Origin of the sequence: Allobosea sp. 67-29 (assembly GCF_001898115.1) — a bacterium.
In the GTDB taxonomy this organism is placed as follows: Bacteria; Pseudomonadota; Alphaproteobacteria; order Rhizobiales; family Beijerinckiaceae; genus Allobosea.
The window spans coordinates 123,500-140,308 of the sequence record NZ_MKSQ01000008.1 but is presented as its reverse complement, the minus strand read 5'-3'; the positions used below and the strand labels follow the sequence as shown (position 1 = coordinate 140,308).

Here is a 16,809-nt window from a genome sequence, read left to right as displayed (position 1 = left end):
GGGGCGCCCGGAGCCGATGCTGTTCCTGACGTTCAGGCTGGGGCGAGACCGCTACGCCCTCGACGCGGGGCAGATCGAGGAAATTCTGCCGCTGCTCGCCGTCAAGCAATTGCCCGGCGCACCGGCTGGCGTGGCGGGCGCCATCGCCTATCGAGGCCGGCCCGTGCCGCTGATCGACCTCAGCCTGCTCGCGCTTGGCCGCTCGGCCGAGCCCCTGCTCAGCACGCGGATCGTCCTGTTGCGCTATCCCGTGGCTGCGGGGGAGCACCGTCTCCTCGGTCTTATGGCCGAGAAGGCCGTCGAAGCTGTCGAGCGGGATCCCGCCGACTTCGTGGCCTCCGGTGTCGAGGCCGGCAGCCCGCCTTATCTCGGCCCGGTCGCGCCCGATGACGACGGGCTGATCCAGTGGATCCGGGGCGAGGCACTGCTGCCGCCGGCGATTCGCGATATCCTGTTCGCGCGGCTGGCGGGTCTGCCATGACGGGCGGAACCGGATCGGCCCGTGATTTCGAAGGATTGCTGCAGGAGATGATCGGCCTGAGCAGCGCCAGCGTCGGAGCCTCGGTCATCCGTCACGCCCTGGCGAGGCGGATGGCTGCGTGCGCCTTGCCCGATCTCCATGCCTACTGGGCCCATCTGACCGAGCATCGGGACGAGCGGCAGGAGCTGATCGACTGCGTCGTCGTGCCGGAGACCTGGTTCTTCCGTGATCCCGAGGCGTTCGGTGCCGTGACGGAGCATCTGCGGATGCGCGGCCGCAGCCGGCCGTTCCGGCTCCTGAGCCTGCCCTGCTCGACGGGCGAGGAACCCTATTCGGTGGCCATGGCGCTGCTCGATGCCGGCTTCGCGAAGGAGGATTTCATCGTCGAGGCGGTCGACGTCAGCATCCGCAATCTCGCCTATGCGCAGCGGGCGATCTACGGCCGCAACTCGTTCCGAGGCGCGGACCTTGCCTTTCGCGATCGCCATTTCGAGGCATGCGACGGCGGGTTCAGGCCGCATGACCGGGTCCGGCATCAGGTTCGCTTCACCCACGGCAACCTGCTCGAACCGATCGGTTTTGCCGAGCGGCAACCCTTCGACGTCGTCTTCTGCCGCAATCTCCTGATCTATTTCGATCGCGAGACACAGGGGCGGGCCATGGAGCGTCTCGGCGCCTTGCTGGCACCCGACGGTCTTCTGCTGGTCGGCCCCGGCGAGTCCGGCCTGCCCTCGCTGCACGGCTATGCCTCGAGCCGGCGGCCGCGGGCATTTGCCTTCACCCGCGCCGCGGCTCCTGCCGCGGCGGCCGAGGCGAAACCGGGGACCGTGCGGGCCCGGCGCAGGCCGAGCGTTGTTCCGGCGCCAGGGCTGACGGCCACTCGCCCGCCGGCACCGCTCAAGCCCTTCGCGCGGCGCATGCCTCTTGGCGGGATCGCGGCGTCCGTGCCCGACGCTGCGGGTGATGATCTCGCCGCGGCACGGGATGCGGCCGATGCAGGCCGGTTCGGCGAGGCACGCCGGGCCGCCGAGCGGCACGCAACCCGGCATGGGCCTTCGCCGGAATCCTTTTACGTCATCGGGCTGACCCATGATGCCGAGGGCGATGCGACGCAGGCCGCCGGCTTCTACCGCAAGGCCCTTTATCTCGCGCCAGAGCATCGCGAGGCTCTCGCCCATCTGCGGCTGCTGCTCCAGCGGCAGGGCGACCATGGGGGTGCCAGTGCGCTGGCGCGGCGGCTGGCCCGCCTGGGCGGAAAGGGTGACGCCTGATGACCCGGGCCGAAGCGGCAGCGGAGCAGATGCAAACGGGCATCGACGAGTGCTGGCGGCAGATCGGCGTCCGCGGCGACACGTCCTGTCCTGCCTTGGCGGAGCACCTACATTGCCGCAACTGTCCGACCTTCGCGCGGACAGGGCGGCAACTGCTCGATCGCCCGCTGCCGCCCGGCTATCGTGAGGAGTGGACCAGATTCTTCGCCGCCGAAGCCGATGGGAGGGAAGGGCAGGGCGAGCGCGATACAATCCTGGTCTTTCGGATCGGCGACGAATGGCTCTCTCTTCCGGTCGCGGTCTGCGAGGAGATCGTCGAGCCGCGGCCCGTGCGAGCGTTGCCTCACCGCCGCAGCGCCGCGATGCGCGGCGTCGTCAACGTCCGCGGCGAATTGCTGGTCTGCCTGTCATTGGCCGAGTTGCTCGGCGTCGGCGCAGGGGGAGGGCCTGTCCGCAATGAAGGGCGTCTCGCCGCCTTTCGACGTCTCGTGGTGATCGGCGGGCCGAGCGGGCGCGCCGCCTTCGAGGCGGACGAAGTGCACGGGCTGCACAGCTATCTGCGCAGCGAGCTCGGACCCGTGCCCGCCACGGTCGCCAGGTCCGCGACCGCCGCGGTCATGTCCATGCTGCCCTGGGGCGAACGTTCCGTCGGTTGCCTGGATGCCGCGATCCTGCTCGATCTCGTCGACCGGAGCATCGCATGAGCGGCGACGATCTCGGTGAATTCTCGATGCTCGAGCTGTTCCGGGCAGAGCTGGCCTCGCAGTCGCAGGCGCTGACGGCGGGCCTCCTCGCGCTGGAGCGCGATCCGGTCGCGCCGGCGCATCTGGAAGCCTGCATGCGCGCCGCCCATTCCCTGAAGGGGGCCGCGCGGATCATCGAGCTGGCGCCCGCCGTGCGGGTGGCGCACGAGATGGAGGAATGTCTCGTCGCCGCACAGCACGGCAGGCTGCGGCTGACCCGGGCCCACGTCGACACGTTGCTGTCAGGGGTCGATCTCTTGGCCGGGATCGCCTCGGTCGAAGGCGAGGGCGACGAAGCGCTGCGCCTTCGTGTCGATGCCTTCATCGAGGCCGTGCGACAGTCATCGCGGTCGTCGTCCAGCGTTCCCGAAGAGCGGACGGCGCCGGCGCCTGCGACCGAGGGGCAGGGCGCGCCCGTCGAGCCCGGCGCGCCGCAGGCTGCGGATCTTCCTGCCGAAGCTCAGGGCGAGCGGATGGTCCGGGTCAATGCCGAAAGCCTGAACCGCCTGCTCGGTCTCGCCGGTGAATCGCTGATGGCGGCGCGGCGGCTGCGGCCCTTCAATGACGGTCTGCTGCGGCTGCACCGCCTTCAGGGTGAAATATCCAGACATCTCGACAGCCTTCGCGCCGCACTGCCTGCCGATGCCGGGGAGCGGGCGCAACAGGCCGTTTCTGCCCTCCAGATTCGGCTGACGGAGGGGCAGGCGATCCTGGCGGAACGCCTCGACGAGCTCGACATCGTCGATCGTGGGGCGAGCGATCTCGCCCATCGGCTTTATGAAGAGACGCTGGCGAGCCGCATGCGGCCCTTCGAGGATGGCGTGCGGCACTTCGCGCGCACGGTACGCGATCTCGGCCGCGCGCTCGGAAAGCCGGTACGGCTCGACATCGTCGGCGGTTCGACCAGCATCGACCGGGACATCCTGGACCAGCTCGACACCGCTCTCGGCCATCTGCTGCGCAACGCCGTCGATCACGGAATCGAGGCGCCGGAGCAGCGCCGCGCTGCCGGAAAGCCGGAGGAAGGCGTCGTGCGGATCGAGGCGCGGCACAGCGCCGGCCTGCTCCAGATCATCGTTTCCGACGACGGTTGCGGCATCGATCTCGAGGCCTTGCGCAGCGGCACTGTCGCCCGCGGCCTCGTCTCGGCCGAGAATGCCCAGCGCCTCAGCGAAGCCGAGCTGCTCGAATTCCTGTTCCTGCCCGGCTTCTCGATGAAGGCGGCGGTAACCGACATCTCTGGACGCGGGGTCGGGCTCGATGCCGTGCAGAACATGGTGCGGCAGGTGCGCGGGCAGGTCGGCATCGTCTCCGAGCCCGGCCGCGGCACCCGCTTCCAGCTGCAATTGCCGTTGACCTTGTCGGTGATCCGGGCGCTCCTCGTCGACATCGCGGGTGAGCCCTATGCGATTCCGCTCACGGCCATCACGCGTACCCTGCGCCTGCCGCGTGCGGAGATCGCCATGCTGGAGGGCCGTCCGCATTTCCGCTTCGAGGGCCGGCAGGTAGGCCTCGTCGCGGCGCACGAGATTCTCGGGCACGGTCAGCCGGCCCTCGAGCGCGGCGAACTGGCAGCGGTCGTCGTCGGCGCAGGCGACGCCACCTATGCGTTGGTCGTCGATGGCTTCCTCGGCGAGCGCGAGCTGGTCGTGCGTCCGCTCGACGCGCGCCTGTCCAAGGTGAAGGACGTCAGCGCGGCCGCGCTGCTCGAGGATGGCAGCCCCACTCTGATCCTCGACATAGCGGACCTGATCCGCTCGATGGAAAAGCTTGCCGGCGCCGGCAAGCTCAGGTCTCTGGAGCCCGCCGTCGCGCAGGCGGGCCGCGCGCGGCGCAAGCGCGTACTGGTGGTCGACGATTCGTTGACCGTCCGGGAGCTGGAGCGCAAGCTCCTCGACCATCGCGGCTTCGAGGTCGAGGTCGCGGTGGACGGCATGGACGGCTGGAACGCCGTCCGCTCAGGCAGCTTCGATCTCGTCGTCACGGATGTCGACATGCCGCGCATGGACGGGATCGAGCTCGTCACGCTGATCCGTCGCGACGGCAACCTGCGCAATCTGCCGGTGATGATCGTCTCCTACAAGGACCGGGAGGAAGACCGGCGCCGGGGGCTCGATGCCGGAGCAGACTACTATTTGACCAAGAGCAGCTTTCACGACGAGACTTTGCTGAATGCCGTCGAAGATCTCATCGGCGAGCCATGAGAGTAGCCTGCGCGGCCGGGGACGTGTCATGAGGGTCGGGATCGTCAACGATCTGCCGCTCGCTGTCGAGCTGCTGCGGCGGCTCGTCTCCTCCTCCGCCGAGCATAAGGTCGCTTGGATCGCGATGAACGGTCGCGAGGCGGTGGACGCCTGCCGGCGCGATCGACCGGACCTGGTGCTCATGGATCTCAACATGCCGGTGATGGACGGCGTCGAGGCCACGCGCCTGATCATGGCCGAGGCACCCTGTCCCATCCTGCTGGTGACCGCGAGCGTGGATGCCAACGTCTCCGGCGTCTACGATGCGATGGGCTATGGCGCGCTCGACGCAGTCGACATCCCGGCGGCTGGTCTCAACGGCGAGGCTTCCGTCCAGGGCCGGGCGTTGCTGGCGCGGATGGCCGCCATCGAGCGCCTGTCGCGGGACGAGACGCGCGGCGGGCAGCGCCCTGCGCCGCCGCCGGCGAAGTCGTCGGCCAGGCATCCGCTGATCGCGATCGGTGCCTCCGCCGGGGGCCCTGCCGCCGTGGCGGCACTGCTGGGAGCGCTACCGCCGGACTTCGGGGCGGCGATCGTGCTGGTGCAGCATCTCGACGCGCAATTCGTGCCGGGTTTCGCAACCTGGCTCGGGCAGCAATGCAGCCTGCCGGTTCGCCCGGCCGAGGCTGGCGACAGGCCGGTCGCCGGGGCGGTTCTGATCGCGGCGAGCGGTGATCATCTGGTGCTCGGCCCCAACGGCGAGCTCGGCTACAATGCCGATCCGCGAGACTACCCCTACCGTCCCTCCGTCGACGTCTTCTTCGAGAGCGCGGCGACGAACTGGCGCGGCGAGCTTGTCGGCGTCCTGTTGACCGGAATGGGGCGCGACGGCGCCCGCGGCCTGAAGCTCTTGCGCGAGCGCCACCATTTGACCATAGCACAGGACAAGGCGACGAGCGCGGTCTACGGCATGCCGAAGGCTGCCGCCGCCATCGGGGCCGCCGTCGAAATTCTGCCGCTGACCGCGATCGCTCCCCGTTTGGCCGGTGCGTGCGGCCGGCCGTTGCAATAAGGGTATGCCATGGCAGGCGAAGCGACCCGTCCCCTTCCCAACGTGCCCGCCCCGGCGGACAGCTATCTCTCGATGGTGTTGCTCGTCGACGACCAGGTGATGGTGTGCGAGGCGGTTCGTCGCGCGCTCGCGCACCATCCGGATCTCGACTTTCATTATTGCACCGACCCGCACGAGGCGATGGAAGTCGCCTTGCGGGTGAAGCCGACCGTGATCCTGCAGGATCTGGTGATGCCGGGCGTCGACGGGCTCGACCTCGTCCGGGCGTATCGCCGGGACCCCGCCCTGCACGCCGTTCCGGTCATCGTGCTCTCCACCAAGGAGGATCCGGCGACCAAGAGCGATGCCTTCCAGACCGGCGCCAATGACTATCTGGTGAAGCTTCCGGACAAGGTCGAGCTGATCGCGCGCATCCGTTATCACACGCGCGCCTATCTCGATCATCAGCAGCGCGACGAAGCCTATCGCGCCCTGCGCGAGAGCCAGCGCGAGCTCATGCGCGCCAATCTCGAGCTCGAACGCCTGACGCGTATCGATGGGCTGACCGGGCTGGGCAACCGGCGCTACTTCGACGAATATCTCGCGGCGGAGTGGCGGCGAAGCCTGCGCACCGGAGCGCCGCTTTCCGTGCTGATGATCGATGTCGATCACTTCAAGCAATACAACGACGCCTATGGCCACCTCGCTGGGGACGACGTGCTGAAACAGGTCGCCGGCGTCATTCAGGAGGGGGCCGCGCGCGCGACCGACCTCGCGGCACGTTTCGGCGGCGAGGAATTCGTGGTCGTCCTCACCGACGTGTCGCAGGCCGGCGCTGCCCATGTCGCCGAGCGTCTGGTGCAGAGCGTGCGCGAGCTGGACATCGCACATGGCAACGACAAGGTGACGATCAGCGTCGGCGCGGCCACGGCCTTTGCCCAGGCGGAGGGCGAGCCGGGGCTTCTGCTCAACGCTGCCGATACCGCGCTGTTCGAGGCCAAGAACACGGGGCGCAACCGCGCCGTTGCCGCCGCGGTGCCGATCGGCCATCCCGTATCGGGCCGGGCGGGCGGCGCCGGCTGAATCGTAGCGGAGGCCCGGCCCGCCGGCATGCCGGATGCCTGATCCGGCGGCCCTTAACCATAAATCACGAGCCTTCATCACCCTGTCGAATATTTAAAGTCTTGAGGTGTAAGGCTGGAGCACCGGTCGTCGAGGGCCCTGCCTCTCGGCAATCCGAGGTTTTGACGAAGCCCCGAACGGCATGCCCGCTTTCGGGGCGAGACTTGGTTCGTCGCTCGTTTGCGGATGGCTCGAGAGAATGATCGAATTCGTTGGCAAGGTCCTCGACAAGGTTTCGGCGGCGAGCCTGCTGACGACGGGCTTGCTGCTGCTGACGGCGCTGGTCAGCGCTCTCGTCGCCTATTGGCGCACCGCCGAGCAGAAGAGCTTCCGCGAATTCTTCGACTTCGTCTTCCCCAACGAAATCATCACCCACCCCTCGGCCAAGGCCGACCTGCTGTTCTGGGTGACGCGCAAGGCGATCATGCCGTTCCTGATGCTGCCGGCCGGGATCACTTTCGTCGTCGCAGTGGGCTACGCGACCAACAAGCTCCTGGCGACGATCTTCCAGATCGATCCGCCGCTGATTCCTGGTCCCGCCGGCCCGATCACCACCGTGATCTTCACCGTCACGATGCTGCTGGCCTACGACATCTCCTACTATCTCTACCACGTCGCGCAGCATCGCTATCCGATCCTGTGGGAGCTGCATAAGGTCCATCATTCCGCCGAGGTGATGGTGGGCATCACCAAGGATCGCGTGCATCCGCTGGACGAGCTGATGAACCGTGCCTGGGACGGCGTCATTCCCGGGATCTGCTTCGGCGTCTGGTCGCTGGTCTCGCTCAACCTGGTTGAGCTCACCGTCTTCGGCGTCAACGTCTACGTCATGCGCAACATCCTGATGATGGATTTTGTCAGGCATACGCATTTCAAGATCTCGTTCGGGCCGCTCAACAACCTGATCCTGTGCCCGCACTGGCATCAGCTGCACCACAGCGTCGATCCGCGCCACTACGACAAGAATTTCGGCCTGCTGTTCTCGTTCTGGGACCGCTTCTTCGGCACGCTTTGCGTGCCCAAGCCCGACGAGGACTTCAAGTTCGGCCTGATGGAGCGCGGCGTCCGGGACTACCAGTCGCTCTCGGGCCTCTATGTGATGCCGCTGAAGCGCATGTGGCGCCAGATCCGCCGCCGGATTGGCCTCACCCCGGCGCCGGCCAAGCGCGCGGAAGCCGAGGATGTGCCGCGATGAGCGTCGCGGCGCGACTCGCCACGGCTGACGGGCGGAGGCTCGAGATCGTCACCTCCGAGGAGAGGCTGGCCGCGATTGCGCCCGCCTGGAACGCCCTGTGGCGGGAGGCGGATGGCCTGGTCTTCCAGAGTCATGGCTGGATTTCGGCCTGGTGGCGGACCACCTCGGGCCGGGAGCGGCGCAACCTTCTGATCGGCCTGGTCTGGAATGGCGAGGTGCTCGAAACCGTCATGCCGTTTGCGGTCAACCGGCGCCGGGGGGTCCGCATTCTCGAATGGGCCGCCAAGGATCATAGCGACTATGGCGACCTGCTCGCCTTGCCCGGCTGGAAACGCGATGCTGCCGCAGCACTCTGGCGCGAGATCGCTCGCCAGGGCAGCTTCGACATGGCCTATCTGAACCGCCTTCTGCCGGACGCCGCGGCGCGCGAGCTTCTTGCGACGCCGGGCGCGGCGATCGGCTTGCGCCCCAACCATCGCAGCGAAATCAACTATCGCGTCGCCGGCCCCTGGAGCAGCGGTTCGCAATGGTTCGAGCAGCAGTCCAAGAAGACGCGGCAGAACTACCGGCGCGGCCGCAAGTTCATGGAGGAAACCGGGGAGCTTCGGTTTCGCCTGATGGAGCCGGACGAGCCGCTGCAGCCGGTCCTGGCGCGCGTTGCCGCACTCAAGCGCAAATGGCTGGAGCGCCATGGCCACGCCTCCGACCTCTTCGATGAGGGCTCGCATGCGCTGCCGGCGTTGGTGGAGGAGATGGCGCGCCTCGGCATTCTCCACGTCTTCGTGCTCGAATGTGCCGGTGACGTCGTGGCCGTCTCGATCAACCTCGTTCAGCGCGACAGGATGATGGCCTTCGTCACGACCTATGATCCGGAGTTCGAGCGTGGCTCCCCGGGCATGGTGCTGATGATGGACTATATCCAGTGGTCGATCGACCATGGGCTGCGAATGGTCGACTTCCTCTGTGGCGGCGAGGACTTCAAGCGGCGTTTCGCGACGCGCTCAGAGACGCTGGGATCCTTTGTCGGTGCGCGGACGCTGCTGGGTCGCCTGGCGCTGCTGGCTGACGGCGCCGGCCACGCGCTCAGGTCGCGGAACGCGCCTTCGCAGCCTCCGGCCGAGGAACTCGCAGAGGCCGTAGCGCCAGCGCGGAGCCATCGATGAATTCGAGCCCGCCGGCACTGTTGAGGCTATGCAGCCGGCGCCCGGGCCAGAGTTGCCCAGGCCCGAGGATCGTCTCGATCTCCTGAGAGAATCCCTCGTTGTCGAGACGGGTGACCCGCGCGATCCCGAGCGCCTTTCCATAACCGTTGCGACAGTCCTGAACCGGGCGCAGGAGCGAGCCCCCGCGCAGGACCATCCGCCCGGCGGGGCGGGCCGAAGCGATATCGATCAGGACCGGATTGGCGCGATGTGGCGTCCAGGGGCCGCGAAAATCCGGCGCCGACCAGAGATGCAGCGTGTCCGAATAGGAGCCGCCACGGTCCTGCACCGTCGCGAACAGCCACCAGAGACCGTCGTGCTCGATCAGCGTCGCGTCGCTGGCGACGATGTCGTCGACCAGCGTCGCCTCCCGAACCCATCCGCTCGGAAACGCGGTCGCCCGGAACAGGTCGATGCGACCGGCGCTGCAGCTCTCGGGAATCATCCAGACCTCGCCGTCCCGCTCGAAGACGAACGGGTAGGAGAGATGCCCCGGTTGTTCGAGCACGGGTTCGGGCGTCCCCAACGGACCGTCCGGTCCGAATTCCACTGCCGAGATGATGCCCTTGCCGGCGGCATGGACGAAGTCCTCGACGAAGAGGGTGACCCGGCCTCGACGCTCGACCGGGAAGGGATCGGCATAGAAGCGGCTGCCATCGTCGGGGAGGACGCGCCATCCCGAAGCGGGATGGCGCTGAAGTTCGAAAAGATCCGGTCCGTCGAGCCTGCGCCATCCGACCCGCCAGTGCGGAGCGTGGAACCAGCGGCGATAGAATCTGTCGGCCGCCGTCGACACCGCGGCCTTCAGCATCGACCGTGCCAGGCCTGCGGGCGGGGCAGGGGGCGGCGCTGCGGCAGGAGGCAGGGCCGGCACGCGCAGGCTGCTTCCCTGCACCGCCGCGACGATCAGGGTGATCATGCGGCTCAGGAGGTCGTCGAGCATCGCTTGTGGCGCGCGGTTGTTTTCGCTGCCCGGGCGCCCGGCGGCGACGAGGACGTCGCCGGCCATGATCTCGACCAGCGGCATCCTGCCCGCGGCGGCAGCCGCGAGGAGGGCGGCCTCGCCCGGCTGGCCGTCGAAGAGCAGGCGCCAGTTCCGCGAGGCTGTGCCCGATGGCGCGTCGTCGAGAGCCAGAACCAGGTCGGCGGGAGCGGACGACGCCTCGAGTTGCCGAACGCCGTTCGACACGGCGACGGTGGTGAACAAGTGGCTCTGAGCCGGATGGGAGCGCGCTTGGTCCGCGCCCGGCATATCGGAAAGGCGCTGCGGCTGTGTGCCCTGCCGGCCCGCTCCATCGATCGAAGGATCGAGCCCCGGTATCTTCCGGAGTCGGTCGATCAGGTCGAGATGCCATCGCCGAAGCGGGGAGGCACCGATAGTCAGCGTCAATTTCATGCCTGAAGCCCGGTCACGGTTCCAGCGCCGCGCGCAGGAGCTGTCGTTGTGATGTCATGCTCGCATTGCGATTTGGTTAGCCCGTCGGCGGAGCCGAACGCGGTGGGCCGCGAGTGCCTGAGCACTTGTTAAGAACTCCGTGGCATTGTGGCGTCGGTTTTGGCGGCTGACGAGCCCCGTATTTCAGTTGCGTCGTGTCGAGTAGGGGAATGGCGAGCCTGGCTGCGATCGCTCAAGGACCGGAGGAAACGGTACAGCCGCCTCCGCCGGAGACTTATCGCCGCCGCCCCGACGGCGCGGTCGAGATCTCCGAGCTATGGCGGATCCTCTGGCATCGGCGCGCCATGATCCTGGCGGTTGCCGGCCTGCTGACCGGGCTTGCGCTGGCCTACGGGCTGGCGACCTCGCCGCTGTACACTGCGTCCACCCAGATTCTGATCGACCCGCGTGATCGCAACGTCGTCAACAACGACGTCAATCCCAGCACCGTCTCGCCCGATGGCGGGCTGGCGCAGATCGAGAGCCAGACCAGCGTCATCCAGTCCGGCGGCGTCCTGATCCGCGCAATCCGCGCGACGAGGCTGGCGGAGGATTCCGAATTCAACGGCGCGGGACTGTTGTCGCGTCTGCTCGGCAGGGTCGTGGCCGATCCGCCGACGACGGACGGCTCGCTGACGCCGGCCGAGGCGCGGACCCTGGCCAATCTTCGTCGCAGGGTCTCGGTCAAGCGCGCCGACAAGGTCTTCGTGGTCGATGTTGCCGTGACGACGAAGGAGGCCGGAAAATCGGCGAAGCTCGCCAATGCGATCGCCGAGGCCTACCTGGCCGACCAGGCCGATTCGCGCAGCCGTGCCGCGACGGAGGCCTCCGAGGCTCTGACGGCCCGTCTCGACGAGCAGCGCAAGCGCGTCGAAGCGGCAGAGAACGCGGTCGAGCGCTACCGCGCCGAGCACAACCTCGTCGCCGCATCCGGTCGCTTGATCAGCGATCAGCAGCTCAGCGAGATCAGCAACCAGCTGTCCATCGCCCAGGCGCGCACCGCCGCGCTGAAATCGCAGGTCGAGCAGCTCGCGCAGCAGCGGGCTCGCGGCGGCCTCGCCGGCACCTCGTCGGAGGCCGTGCAATCCTCCGTCATCGGCCGGTTGCGCGAGCAGGAGGCGACGCTCATTCAGCGCGAGGCCGACCTGCAGAGCCAGTTCGGCCCGCGGCATCCTGCCATCGGCGCGGTCCAGAACCAGGTCGCCCATCTGCGCCGCATGATTGCGGTCGAGATCGAACGCGTCGCCCAGTCCGTCAGGACCGACTACGAGCGCGCGCTGGGCAACGAGAAGCTGCTCTCCGACAAGCTCGAGGCGCTGACGCGGCAGACGCAGGGTGCCGACAAGGCGTCCGTGCGCCTGCGCGAACTCCAGCGCGATCTCGACGCGGTCAAGGCCGTCTACGCGAACTTCCTGCTCCGCGCCCAGGAAACGCGCGAGCAGGCCAGTCTCGACACCACCAACGCCCGCATCATCAGCCTGGCGCAGCCGCCGCTGCAGCCGAGCTGGCCGCCGACCGGGCTGCTCGCTGCTGCTGCGGCGGCGCTCGGGCTCGGGCTCGGCATGGGGCTGGCGCTGCTGCGGGAATACGCAGTGCCTCGTCTTCTGTCGCCGGCACAAGCCGAGGCGATGATCGGCGCGCCGGTCATCGCCGTGCTGCCGTCGGGCAAGCCGACGCCGGCGCGCAGGCGCTGGAACCTCGGCGGATCCGGGGCCAGCGCCGGCAACGCCGAAGCCGACGCCGGCCTCGCGCTGCTCAGGCTCTTCAACAGCGGCCCGGCCTCGGCGACCGCCGCGCGCAGCCTGCTGGTCACCTCCGCCTCTTCGGGCGACAGCGAGCGCGAGCGCGTCACCGACCTGCTCGCCGCTGCGGCGATCCGGCAGGGCGAGCGCGTGCTGCTGATCGACGCCAATGTCGAACGGGGGCAACAGGACGCCGGGAGGGGACTGATGGACATCCTGCGCGGCGAAAGCAGCCTGGACGAAGCGATCCAGTTCGAGGGCGGGAAGGACGTCGCGCTGATGTCGGGAGGCCGCCGCAAGGCGCCGCCCCAGAAGGCGCTCGGGCGCTCCTTCGCCATGCGGATGCTGGCCGATGCCAGCCGGCATTTCGATGTCGTCATCGCCGATGCCGGAGCCCTGACGACGAACGTCACCATCGCACCGCTGGTCGGCATGGCCGAGGAGATCGTCCTGGTCGCGCAGCTTCACGAGACGCGCCTCGCGGATGTCGCCAAGGCGGTCGAGGCAGCCCGCATCATGGGACGGGCGGTTACGGCCACGATTCTCGTCGAGCCCGGCGGGCGCGGCTGATGCACGCCGCCGGCCTCGGCGACCGGACGCTGCGGCCGCGCCCGGCGCCGGCCTGGGCCCGTCTCGACGGCATCACGCGCTTCGGCCTCTTCGCCTGCATCCTCGTGCTGTTCTGCGTGTCGGGCGGCATGCTTTGGCTGGTCGGCTACAATTACGACGGGCTGGCGGGATCGGCCGCGACCAAGATCCATCCATCGACCTACATGCTGGTCCTGCTCTTCGGCTGGAGCCTGGTCGCCGGCGGTGACCCGGTCAGCCGCGGCATCCATCTCGCCAGCGCAAGGCCGGCGACGCTGCTGATGCTGGTGGTCACCATAGGCGTGATCCTGGTGACGATCCTGCGGGATGGCCCCGGCATCGGTGGCATGGTGGACACCTATGTCGCGGCGGGGCTGCTGATGCTGCTCATGGTCGATGCCGACGACGAGGCCATGGCGACGTTGACCCGCATCCTGCACGCCACCATGACGCTCAACGCCCTGCTGGCGCTTTTCGAATTCGTGACGCAGGTCAGGGTCTTTCCCTACCGCTTCGACGGCGTCGCCTTCGAGACCGATACGCGCTCCACGGCGCTCCACGGGCACCCGCTGGCCAATGCGATGATCACCGCCTGCTATCTGATGGCGCTGATCAGCGGCGCCCGCTCGATGGCGCCCGCGACAAGGGGCTGTCTCATCGCCCTGCAGGGCGCGGCGCTGGTGGTGTTCGGTGGACGCACCGCGCTGCTGACCTCCTTGCTTTTCGGTCTCGTCTATGGCGCCGGGGCCCTCCTCGGGCTGCTGCGCAGGAACCGGATATCGCTCATCGCCGCCGCGATCGGCTGCCTCATGATCGCCGCCGTGCCGGTGGCCATCGGCGGGCTGGCGGAGCTCGGCTTCTTCAACGACGTGATCGGCCGGTTCGTCTCGGACGGCGGCAGCGCCAATGCGCGCAAGGAGATGTTCGATCTTCTGGCGATGTTCTCGCTCGGCGATCTCGTCATTGGCCCCGACACCGAGCTCGTCGATACGCTGCGTCGCATCAACGGCCTGGAATGGGGCATCGAGAATCCCTTCATCCGCATGACCCTGTACCAGGGCGCGATCGTCACGGCGCTTGTCACGCTGGCCTTCGGCCTCTTCATGTATGAACTGGGCCGCGGGCGCCGCGGCGTGTGGTTGCCGATGCTCGTCTGGGTCATCCTCCTCAACGGCTCGGAAAGCATCGCGACCAAGACGACGCTGGTCGCCAAGTTCATCATGGTGGTGCTGTGTCTCTACCCGCTCGGGAGCCGGGCCGGTCGCGTCACGCGGGCATCTTCAACCCCAGCGCGGCGACCATGGCCGGGTCGAGCCGCCGGCTGAGATCGTCCATCAGGCCCATGCTGTCGAACAGGTTCCAGAAGGCCCATGAAAAGCCGAGCGCTTCGGCGCTCTCGCGGACGTCGCGGACATAGCGCGCGCGATCGGCCGCGCCGGCCGCGGCGACGCCCGCACCGGACCGCAAGGCGCCGAACTCGCCCATCAGGATGCGCCCCGGCGCGATGTCTTCCCGCCGCGCCCACTCCGCGACCTGCCGCAGATAGCCTTCGATGAACGGGCGCGCGGGCTGCGCCTCGAAATATTGCTTCAGGACGCGCTCCGCTTCCCGGTAGGTCGCGGCTCCGCTGCCTTGCGGCGGCTGGCCGAGCGCGCTCATCCGGGCGCGGACCGATGCCAGCGTCGTGGCGAGGTCGCCCTGCGCAGCCGGCCAGGGGACCGCGTTCAGCACCGGATAGAACGGCTCGCTCATCCAGCGCGCGCCCTGATGCGAGAAGACGTAGGGTTCGTAGAAGTGGAAGGTGAAGAGCAACGGTTCGAAGGCGGCAAGCGGGCGGGTCCGCAAGGACGGGAGACCGGCGATCATGCTGCCGCAGGCTCCGGTCGCCAGCAGCGTCAGCCCCGGTGCCACGCCGCGGGCCGCCGCCAGCAACTGCCGCTGGACGTCGGCCCATTCGGCGGCGCCGCAGGATTGCGGCGGTTCGTTGACCGGCTCGAAGGCGAGGTCTTGCGGTCCGAGCCGGTTGAGACGGCCGGAGACCTCCTCGACCAGGTCGCGATAGGCGGGAAAACCCGGCGCGCCCGTACCCCGGAACAGGCGTTCCGGGGTCCAGTGATGCGTGGCGGCGTTGGCGTGCAGGTTCACGACGACCGCGAGTCCCTGCCTCCGAGCGAGCGTCACTGCGGCGGTGAGCTGGTCGAGCAGCGCCGCCCGCAGCGACAAGGGCGCTGCCAGGAACGGGCCGGGATCGACCGGAAGCCGCACGAAATCGAAGCCTGCCCGGCGCAGCAGCGCCAGGTCGCGCGCCGAGGGAACCGGCCGGTCGAGCTGAAAGGGGGGCCAGTCGTAGTCAGTCCGCGGAGCCGGATGCTCTCGCGTCAACGAGAACCAGGGCCACAGGTTGATGCCGCGCCGCAGCAGGAGTGGCTGTGCCGCCATCGCCGCCGTCCCATGGCCGAGTGCGGCGCCGGTTGCGGCGATGAAGGCGCGGCGGCTGAGCCTCATCGCGGCTTGTTGCTGACCACCCCGGTGGGCTGCATGGCCGGCCTCGGAACGCGGTCCATCAGGGCGAGTGCCTCGCGCTCATAGGCCTCGAGCACCGTTTGCCAGGTGAAGGCCTTCTGCGCCCGGGCGAGGGCAGCCGCCTTCAGCCTGGCCGCGAGACCGTCGTCGCCGAGCAGGCTTTCGATCGCGGCCTCGCAGCTTGAATCGTCATTGAAGAACAGTCCGGCCGCGCCGGCGGTCCAGCGGTTGTAGGGGTTGTCATGGGCGATGACGGGATTGCCCGCCCAAAGTGCCTCGACGAGCGACGGGTTGGTGCCGCCCACGGTGTGGCCGTGCATGTATCCACGCGCGTGGAAGCGCAGCGCCTGGACGATCTCGGCGTCGTAGATGGCGCCGGGCATGATCACCTCGGGGCCGGCCGCGGACTTGACCTGGCGATGATAGGCGTTCGCCTCCGAGAACGTGCCGAGCACCACCAGCTTGCGGCCGCGAGGCTTGCGCGAAAACGATTCGACGAGGCTCAGGATCGAGTTGTCGGGCTCGATCCTGGCGATCGAGACCAGATAACGGCCGCTGTCCAGGCCGAGTGCCGCCAGCGGTGCCTCCGGCGCAGACTCGACCGGCTCGCCGCCATACGGAATTACAGCCGTAGCGCTGCGTGGGCGGCGCGTCGCCAGATGGTCGCCGATCACAGGATGATCCGCCACGAGGCGGTTCGAGGACCAGGCGGCGATCCACTCATTGGCCCAGAACCAGCCGCGGACCGGCAGCGACCATTTCGGCCTGCGCCACTCGATGCCGTCCATGTTGGTCAGGATCTTGCGGCCGGCCAGCCGGAGATAGGGCAGGAAGACGGCGCCGTTATAGCCGAGGACGAGGCTCACGGCCTGCCTGCGGGCCGCGTCGCGCACGCAGTGCCAGTCGAATTCGAGCGTCGCGCGCGGACCGGACGAGGCGACCTGGGTGTGGATGAGCTCGATTCCGCGCCACGTCTCGCTGCGGAAGCGCCGCGTGACGGCGGGCACCTCCTCCTGGCAATACACGCCGACCCGCCAGCCGCGTCCCGCCAGGAACAGGGCGAGCTTCTCGGCAAAGGTCTCGAATCCGCCATGCGCGGCTGGAATCCCTCGCGTTCCGAGAATCAGCAGCGACGGGGAGGAATGAGGCATGATCTTGTCCGGTCGAGGCGCGAATGCATGCTAGCTAGCGCCGATGCCTTTAATCTTGCCTTGAATTCCAGCGTTTTATTCTTCTTTTAGCGGGAATGGTTAGGGCGCTCTTTCCAGCATTG

General features: G+C 68.2%; 13 protein-coding genes. 10 read left to right on the top strand and 3 right to left on the bottom strand.

The window, feature by feature from the left end; genetic code table 11:
• Nucleotides 1-16 precede the first annotated feature (16 nt).
• From BGO20_RS07250 to BGO20_RS07215, 8 genes are all read left to right on the top strand, one after another.
• The gene (locus BGO20_RS07250; RefSeq protein ID WP_291661112.1) at nt 17-481 is read left to right on the top strand and encodes a chemotaxis protein CheW; all 465 of its coding nucleotides are present in this window, start codon (nt 17-19) and stop codon (nt 479-481) included.
• Nucleotides 478-1,752, top strand: coding sequence for a CheR family methyltransferase (locus BGO20_RS07245; protein WP_291661111.1), 1,275 nt, complete (start codon nt 478-480; stop codon nt 1,750-1,752). The genes BGO20_RS07250 and BGO20_RS07245 overlap by 4 nt, the downstream gene beginning before the upstream one ends.
• Nucleotides 1,752-2,456 (top strand): chemotaxis protein CheW, encoded by a 705-nt coding sequence (locus tag BGO20_RS07240; protein WP_291661110.1) that lies wholly within the window; start codon nt 1,752-1,754, stop codon nt 2,454-2,456. Before BGO20_RS07245 ends, BGO20_RS07240 begins: the two co-directional genes overlap by 1 nt.
• Entirely contained in the window at nt 2,453-4,699 is a 2,247-nt protein-coding gene (locus tag BGO20_RS07235; RefSeq protein WP_291661109.1) for a hybrid sensor histidine kinase/response regulator, read from the top strand. The genes BGO20_RS07240 and BGO20_RS07235 overlap by 4 nt, the downstream gene beginning before the upstream one ends.
• A gap of 28 nt (nt 4,700-4,727) precedes the next feature.
• Entirely contained in the window at nt 4,728-5,750 is a 1,023-nt protein-coding gene (cheB, locus tag BGO20_RS07230; protein ID WP_291661108.1) for a chemotaxis response regulator protein-glutamate methylesterase, read from the top strand.
• A 9-nt stretch (nt 5,751-5,759) separates the two neighbouring features.
• The gene (locus BGO20_RS07225; RefSeq protein ID WP_291661106.1) at nt 5,760-6,812 is read left to right on the top strand and encodes a diguanylate cyclase; all 1,053 of its coding nucleotides are present in this window, start codon (nt 5,760-5,762) and stop codon (nt 6,810-6,812) included.
• Between the two features lie 238 nt (nt 6,813-7,050).
• Nucleotides 7,051-8,046, top strand: coding sequence for a sterol desaturase family protein (locus BGO20_RS07220; RefSeq protein ID WP_291661104.1), 996 nt, complete (start codon nt 7,051-7,053; stop codon nt 8,044-8,046).
• Entirely contained in the window at nt 8,043-9,209 is a 1,167-nt protein-coding gene (locus BGO20_RS07215) for a GNAT family N-acetyltransferase (protein ID WP_291661103.1), read from the top strand. Before BGO20_RS07220 ends, BGO20_RS07215 begins: the two co-directional genes overlap by 4 nt.
• Here the strand turns inward: BGO20_RS07215 and BGO20_RS07210 are convergent.
• Nucleotides 9,130-10,455 carry a glucosamine inositolphosphorylceramide transferase family protein gene (locus tag BGO20_RS07210; protein ID WP_362889215.1) on the bottom strand — a complete coding sequence of 442 codons (1,326 nt, stop codon included), beginning with the start codon at nt 10,453-10,455 and terminating at the stop codon, nt 9,130-9,132. The two genes, BGO20_RS07215 and BGO20_RS07210, sit on opposite strands and share 80 nt — an antisense overlap.
• A gap of 398 nt (nt 10,456-10,853) precedes the next feature.
• Here BGO20_RS07210 and BGO20_RS07205 point away from each other — a divergent pair, with 398 nt between their 5' ends.
• Together BGO20_RS07205 and BGO20_RS07200 are read left to right on the top strand one after the other, a co-directional pair.
• Nucleotides 10,854-12,995: a GumC family protein gene (locus BGO20_RS07205; protein ID WP_291661099.1), complete on the top strand. Its 2,142-nt coding sequence runs from the start codon at nt 10,854-10,856 to the stop codon at nt 12,993-12,995.
• Nucleotides 12,995-14,338, top strand: coding sequence for a VpsF family polysaccharide biosynthesis protein (locus tag BGO20_RS07200; protein ID WP_291661097.1), 1,344 nt, complete (start codon nt 12,995-12,997; stop codon nt 14,336-14,338). The genes BGO20_RS07205 and BGO20_RS07200 overlap by 1 nt, the downstream gene beginning before the upstream one ends.
• Here BGO20_RS07200 and BGO20_RS07195 read toward each other — a convergent pair.
• Nucleotides 14,280-15,518, bottom strand: a complete 1,239-nt coding sequence (locus tag BGO20_RS07195) for a glycoside hydrolase family 5 protein (RefSeq protein ID WP_291661096.1) — start codon at nt 15,516-15,518, stop codon at nt 14,280-14,282. The genes BGO20_RS07200 and BGO20_RS07195 overlap by 59 nt on opposite strands.
• Nucleotides 15,515-16,687, bottom strand: coding sequence for a DUF1972 domain-containing protein (locus BGO20_RS07190; RefSeq protein WP_291661094.1), 1,173 nt, complete (start codon nt 16,685-16,687; stop codon nt 15,515-15,517). The genes BGO20_RS07195 and BGO20_RS07190 overlap by 4 nt, the downstream gene beginning before the upstream one ends.
• Between the last annotated feature and the right edge of the window lie 122 nt (nt 16,688-16,809).

Excerpts from the sequence above, each read along its gene's own strand:
- BGO20_RS07250 (WP_291661112.1), top strand. The coding sequence starts at position 17 with ATGCTGTTCCTGACGTTCAGGCTGGGGCGAGACCGCTACGCCCTCGAC.
- BGO20_RS07245 (WP_291661111.1), top strand. The coding sequence starts at position 478 with ATGACGGGCGGAACCGGATCGGCCCGTGATTTCGAAGGATTGCTGCAG.
- BGO20_RS07240 (WP_291661110.1), top strand. The coding sequence starts at position 1,752 with ATGACCCGGGCCGAAGCGGCAGCGGAGCAGATGCAAACGGGCATCGAC.
- BGO20_RS07235 (WP_291661109.1), top strand. The coding sequence starts at position 2,453 with ATGAGCGGCGACGATCTCGGTGAATTCTCGATGCTCGAGCTGTTCCGG.
- cheB (WP_291661108.1), top strand. The coding sequence starts at position 4,728 with ATGAGGGTCGGGATCGTCAACGATCTGCCGCTCGCTGTCGAGCTGCTG.
- BGO20_RS07225 (WP_291661106.1), top strand. The coding sequence starts at position 5,760 with ATGGCAGGCGAAGCGACCCGTCCCCTTCCCAACGTGCCCGCCCCGGCG.
- BGO20_RS07220 (WP_291661104.1), top strand. The coding sequence starts at position 7,051 with ATGATCGAATTCGTTGGCAAGGTCCTCGACAAGGTTTCGGCGGCGAGC.
- BGO20_RS07215 (WP_291661103.1), top strand. The coding sequence starts at position 8,043 with ATGAGCGTCGCGGCGCGACTCGCCACGGCTGACGGGCGGAGGCTCGAG.
- BGO20_RS07205 (WP_291661099.1), top strand. The coding sequence starts at position 10,854 with ATGGCGAGCCTGGCTGCGATCGCTCAAGGACCGGAGGAAACGGTACAG.
- BGO20_RS07200 (WP_291661097.1), top strand. The coding sequence starts at position 12,995 with ATGCACGCCGCCGGCCTCGGCGACCGGACGCTGCGGCCGCGCCCGGCG.
- BGO20_RS07195 (WP_291661096.1), bottom strand. The coding sequence starts at position 15,518 with ATGAGGCTCAGCCGCCGCGCCTTCATCGCCGCAACCGGCGCCGCACTC.
- BGO20_RS07190 (WP_291661094.1), bottom strand. The coding sequence starts at position 16,687 with ATGCCTCATTCCTCCCCGTCGCTGCTGATTCTCGGAACGCGAGGGATT.